This window comes from Streptomyces sp. NPDC054975 (genome assembly GCF_053609105.1).
Genome location: NZ_JBSGWV010000061.1, coordinates 31222 through 36716, shown reverse-complemented (window position 1 = coordinate 36716; position 5495 = coordinate 31222). Strand labels below are relative to the sequence as shown.

The following is a 5495-nucleotide window of genomic DNA, read 5'->3' as shown; positions in this document are numbered from 1 at the left end:
CCCGAACGGGGTGGCGGGCCGCTTCGTGCTCGCGAAGGTGCCGTCAGACGGCGGTCCTGGTGTGAACGTACTCCACCAGGCGCGTCAGGGCTTCCGGGTTCGTCGTCGGCAGCACGCCGTGGCCCAGGTTGAAGACGTGCCCCTCCAGACCCTCGGCGGCGGCCAGGACCTCGTCCGTCTTGGCCTCGACGGCCTCGGGGGTGGAGAAGAGCACGGCCGGGTCCAGGTTGCCCTGGAGCGCCTTGCCGGGGCCGACGCGGCGGGCCGCCTCGTCGAGCGGGACGCGCCAGTCGACGCCGACCACGTCGGCGCCCGCCTCGCCCATGAGGCCGAGCAGCTCGCCCGTACCGACACCGAAGTGGATGCGGGGGACCCCGTAGGAGGCGACCGCGTCGAAGACCTTGGCGGAGGCGGGCATCACCGAGCGGCGGTAGTCGGCCGGGGCCAGGGCGCCCACCCAGGAGTCGAAGAGCTGGACGGCGGAGGCGCCGGCCTCGATCTGGACCTTGAGGAAGGCCGAGGTGATCTCGGCGAGGCGGTCGAGCAGATCGGCCCACAGCTGCGGGTCGCCGTACATCAGCGCCTTGGTGTGCTCGTGGTTGCGGGACGGGCCGCCCTCGACGAGGTAGCTCGCGAGAGTGAAAGGCGCGCCGGCGAAACCGATGAGCGGGGTGGAGCCCAGCTCGCCGGTGAGCATCCCGATGGCCTCGGTGACGTAGTGGACGTCCTCGGGGGTCAGGTCGCGGAGCCGGTCGAGGTCGGCGCGGGTGCGGATCGGGTCGGCGACGACCGGGCCGACGCCGGGCTTGATGTCGAGGTCGATGCCGATGGCCTTGAGCGGGACCACGATGTCGCTGAAGTAGATCGCCGCGTCCACCTTGTGGCGGCGCACGGGCTGCAGCGTGATCTCGGTGACCAGCTCGGGCCGCATGCAGGACTCGAGCATGGGGATGCCCTCGCGGACCTTCAGGTACTCCGGCAGCGAGCGCCCGGCCTGCCGCATGAACCAGACCGGCGTGTGCGGCACGGGCTCACGCCGGCAGGCCTTCAGGAAGGCGGAGTCGTACGTCTGCGGCTGGTGCTTCGTCTGCTGGCCCTCGGGGCGGTCAATGGCGCTCACGCCCAGAATCTTCGCATGCATGCGGAAGCCGCCCGCCGGGGCGGGGTGTCCCTCCCTGCGCGAGGCCCCCGTTCCGCCTACTCTTCCCCGCATGGCTGCGGCTCAGGGACATTTTTCCGATCATTCCGACGGTGACGGAGGTACGGGCGACACGGAGGCGAACGCGGTGCCACCCGCCTTCAGGAGAGCGGTCGACGCCCTGCGGGCGGCTCGGCCGCGGCCGGAGCTGGAGATCGACCCGACCAGGCCGCCGCAGCGCCTGGCCCCGTACGCGTACGCGCTGGAGGCGGCCGTCGTCGACGGGGAGGACGATCTGGCGGACGGCCGGCTCGTGCTGCTGCACGACCCGGCGGGGCACGACGCCTGGAAGGGTACGTTCCGGCTGGTGACGCTCGTCCGGGCGGAGCTGGAGCCCGAGATGGCGGCGGACCCGCTGCTGCCGGAGGTCTGCTGGTCGTGGCTGACCGGAGCGCTGGAGGCGCGGGGCCTGGCCTACGGGGAGGCGAGCGGGACGGTCACCCAGGCGGGTTCGCACTACTTCGGGGGACTCGCCGAGCGGCGTCCGGCGAGCCAGATCGAGATCCGGGCGTCGTGGACGCCGCAGGAGGCCCTGGGCGGCGTGCCGGACACCGGCGCGCATCTGGCGGCCTGGTGCGATCTGCTCTGCCAGGTCGCGGGTCTGCCGCCGTCGCCGCCGGATCCGGGGGCGGGCACGATCTCGGGCGCGGGGGTCGTCTCGCTGCCCCAGCGCAGGGGCCCGCAGCAGCCCTAGGGAGGGGCCCGGGAGGGCTCCCACGGGGTCGTCGGCGTCGCCCGGACGGAGGCTCACTCGTAGGATGATCGATCACGCGTCCGAATTGCCCGAATTGTTACTCACCAAATCGTGATCTTTCCCTAAAGGCGGGCGGCCGAGCTGCCGAAGAGGTCAATGACCCCTTCACCGCACGGGTTCGCCCCCGGCTTCTTCCCCGAGCCGGCTCCGTCCCGCATCTCCCCAGGAGGCCGTGTGTCCGTTCTCCTCGAGCAGCCCGCAAGCCTGGTCGCCTACCGCCCGAACAAGCCGACGGCCATGGTCGTCGTGGCCGACCCGCGCGTCCGCTCCACCGTCACCCGCCACCTGTGGGCCCTCGGCGTACGCGACGTCATCGAGGCGTCGTCCATCGCGGAGGCCCGTCCCCGCGTCGGCAACCCCCGCGACATCTGCGTGGCCGACGTCCACCTCCCCGACGGCAGCGGCCTCACGCTGCTGTCCGAGACCCGCGCGGCGGGCTGGCCCAACGGCCTGGCCCTGTCGGCGGCCGACGACATCGGCGCGGTGCGCAACGCGCTGGCCGGTGGCGTCAAGGGCTACGTCGTCACCGGTACGCGGACCAACATCGGGCACCCCACCCGTCCCGGCGCCGCCCCCATCGGCGCCGCGGCCGCCCGTCTCGGCCACCGCCGCCCCCCGGGTGCCCCGAGCCACCCGGGCGGCTACCGCGAGCTCTCCGGCCGCGAGGTCGAGGTGCTCCGGCTGGTCGCCGAAGGCCAGTCGAACAAGGCGATCGGCGTGTCCATGGGCCTGTCGGCCCTGACCGTGAAGAGCCACCTCGCCCGGATCGCCCGCAAGCTGGGCACCGGCGACCGGGCCGGCATGGTCGCGGTGGCACTGCGCACCGGGATCATCCACTGATTCCGGAAAGCCCCCGGGCCTCCCGGACGGGCATCCCGCGCGGTTGACAAAACATCGGCGCCTGTCGACGGAACGTTCCGTCGGCAGGCGCTTGCCGTTCACAGATACCCTTGACACGTGACCGACGCCCAAGAGACCGCAGCAGACACAGCACTGCGAACCACCGGGGGCGCTCCCCCGGACGACGACGTCCCTGCGAACGGGCTGCCGATCCCCTTGCTGGAGCCCCGCGAGGGCATGCCGCCCGTCGTGGCGACCGACGAGGCGCTCGCCGAGGTGATCGCCGCGTTCGCCGCGGGCCGCGGGCCCGTCGCCGTCGACGCCGAGCGCGCCTCGGGGTACCGCTACGGCCAGCGCGCCTATCTCGTCCAGCTCCGCCGCGAGGGCGCGGGCACCGCGCTCGTCGACCCGGTGGGCTGCCCCGACCTGTCCGGCCTCGGCGAGGCGCTCGCGGGGACCGAATGGATCCTGCACGCGGCGACCCAGGACCTGCCGTGCCTGCGGGACATAGGCATGGTGCCGACGCGGCTGTTCGACACCGAGCTGGCCGGCCGGCTCGCGGGCTTCCCGCGGGTCGGGCTCGGGGCCATGGTCGAGTCCGTGCTCGGTTACGTCCTGGAGAAGGGGCACTCGGCGGTGGACTGGTCCACCCGCCCGCTGCCCGAGCCCTGGCTGCGGTACGCCGCGCTGGACGTCGAGCTCCTCGTCGACCTGCGTGACGCGCTGGAGAAGGAGCTCGACCGGCAGGGCAAGCTGGAGTGGGCCCTGCAAGAGTTCGACGCGATCGCCTCCGCCCCGCCCGCGCCGCCGCGCAAGGACCCCTGGCGCCGCACGTCCGGCATGCACAAGGTCCGTCGCCGTCGGCAGATGGCGGTCGTACGGGAGCTGTGGACGGCCCGGGACCGGATCGCCCAGCGGCGGGACGTCTCGCCCGGCAAGGTGCTGAGCGACGCGGCGATCGTGGAGGCGGCGCTCGCGGTGCCTCCGAACGTGGCCGCGCTGACCGCGCTGCCTGGGTTCGGCCACCGCATGGGCCGCCGTCAGCTGGAGCAGTGGCAGTCGGCCGTGGACCGGGCGAAGGCCCTCCCGGACAGCGAGCTGCCCCAGCCGGGCGCGCAGGTCGCGGGCCCGCCCCCGCCGCGCGCCTGGGCGGACAAGGACCCGGCCGCCGCCGCCCGTCTCTCGGCGGCCCGCACGGCCATCTCCGCCCTCGCGGAGGAGCTGAACCTCCCGCAGGAGAACCTGATCACTCCGGACACGGTCCGCCGCGTCTGCTGGGAGCCGCCGACGCCGTCCACCCCGGACACGATCGCCGCCGCCCTCGCGGGCCACGGCGCCCGGCCCTGGCAGGTCGAGCTGGTGACCCCGCTCCTGACGACGGCCCTGACGACGCCGGCGTAACCGCCCGGTCGTCACAGCCCTCGGAGCCCCCGGCCGCGCACGGCCGGGGGCTCCGCCGTCCTACGGGGCCGGGCTGAGGTCGCCGTTGGTGTTCATGTCGAACACGCCCTGGGTCTTGCCGTCGACCTTGAGGTGCTTGAGCCAGTGCTTGGAGAGGTTGTGCACGTTCTTGTGCTGTTGCTCCCACACCACCGAGTGGCCCGCGCAGGCCAGCTTGACCATGAGCTTGTGGGGGCCCGCGACGGCGTCGTAGAGCGCGGGGACCGAGAAGTTGAGCTCCGGGTTCGGGTTGGGCGGGAACGTGTTCACCTGACTGTCGGCATCGCCGTACACGATCAGCACGGGCACCTTGTCGCCGAGCGCATCGCCCTGCCCGGCCGTCGTCCGGTTCCAGCCCCACCGGACGAAGTTCCGGATCCGGTTGAGCCCCTCCGGCGGCCCCCAGGTCCTGCCCACCGCGTCGTTGTCCATGATCGCGGCCCAGGCCCTCTCGACCATGCCGGGTTCACGCTGCTCCGGGCAGCGAAGCTCCGCGTTCCACCCCGACTCGAGACCCCACCTCGTGGCCAGGAACATCGGGAAGCCCGGCTGTGGCAGCGTGCTCGGTGGGGTCGATGTGCCGTCGGGTGGGAAGATCGGCGCCAGCAGGAAGAGGCTCTCCACCTTGGCGGGATTGTTCACGGCGTACGGCCCCATGGTGAACGCCGCCGCGGACCAGCCGACGAAGGCGACCTTGTCCACCTTGCGCTCCTTGCGGATCCACTCCACGACCGTGTGCAGCTCGTCCCGGTCGCTGTTCGAGTTGTTCAGCTGGAACTTGTAGTTCGGCGTGCCGGGCGTGAATCCCGGCGGTCGCGGCTTCAGGAGGTTCTGGTTGGCCGGGTTGGCGTTCAACGGGTCGTCCATCTTCGGGCGCGGCGACCGCCCGGAGCCCTGGAGGTCCATCATGAAGACGTCGTGACCCGCCTTCGCCAGCGCGTCGGCCCAGCTGTACGAGGCGTGCTGGAGATCGCAGCCCGCGAGCACCGGAACGCTGCGGCCGTGCAGCATGAGGACGGCCTTGCGATCCGGGCCGTGTTCCGGCGACGTGTCGCGCTTCTCCCGTACGAAGAGATCGACCATCACGTCCTTGTTCGCGGGGACGGTGGACTTGTGGGGAACCGCGTGGTCCTGGGTGATGACGGGCATGGAGATCCGTTCTGGGGTCGGGGGGGGGGGCGCCCCCCCCCGCCCCCCCCCACCGCCGCCCCCCCCCCCCCCCCACCCAGCCCACCCGGCCCCGTAGCACCGGCCCACGACCCC

The 5495-nt window shown here is 72.7% G+C and carries 5 protein-coding genes; 3 read left to right on the top strand and 2 right to left on the bottom strand.

What is annotated here, in order from left to right; translation table 11 throughout:
• Positions 1-43 precede the first annotated feature (43 nt).
• A complete protein-coding gene (gene hemE, locus ACWF79_RS31350; protein ID WP_453731561.1) occupies positions 44-1120 on the bottom strand; it encodes a uroporphyrinogen decarboxylase in 1077 nt (358 codons plus the stop codon).
• A gap of 91 nt (positions 1121-1211) precedes the next feature.
• Here hemE and ACWF79_RS31345 point away from each other — a divergent pair, with 91 nt between their 5' ends.
• The 3 genes from ACWF79_RS31345 (at position 1212) to ACWF79_RS31335 (ending at position 4193) form a co-directional block, all read left to right on the top strand.
• A complete protein-coding gene (locus ACWF79_RS31345; RefSeq protein WP_453731560.1) occupies positions 1212-1892 on the top strand; it encodes a DUF3000 domain-containing protein in 681 nt (226 codons plus the stop codon).
• Positions 1893-2126: 234 nt separating this feature from the next.
• Positions 2127-2792, top strand: a complete 666-nt coding sequence (locus ACWF79_RS31340; RefSeq protein ID WP_015037008.1) for a response regulator transcription factor — start codon at positions 2127-2129, stop codon at positions 2790-2792.
• Between the two features lie 117 nt (positions 2793-2909).
• Positions 2910-4193, top strand: a complete 1284-nt coding sequence (locus ACWF79_RS31335; RefSeq protein ID WP_453731559.1) for an HRDC domain-containing protein — start codon at positions 2910-2912, stop codon at positions 4191-4193.
• A gap of 60 nt (positions 4194-4253) precedes the next feature.
• Here the strand turns inward: ACWF79_RS31335 and ACWF79_RS31330 are convergent, their stop codons facing one another.
• Entirely contained in the window at positions 4254-5381 is a 1128-nt protein-coding gene (locus ACWF79_RS31330; RefSeq protein ID WP_453731558.1) for an alpha/beta fold hydrolase, read from the bottom strand.
• Between the last annotated feature and the right edge of the window lie 114 nt (positions 5382-5495).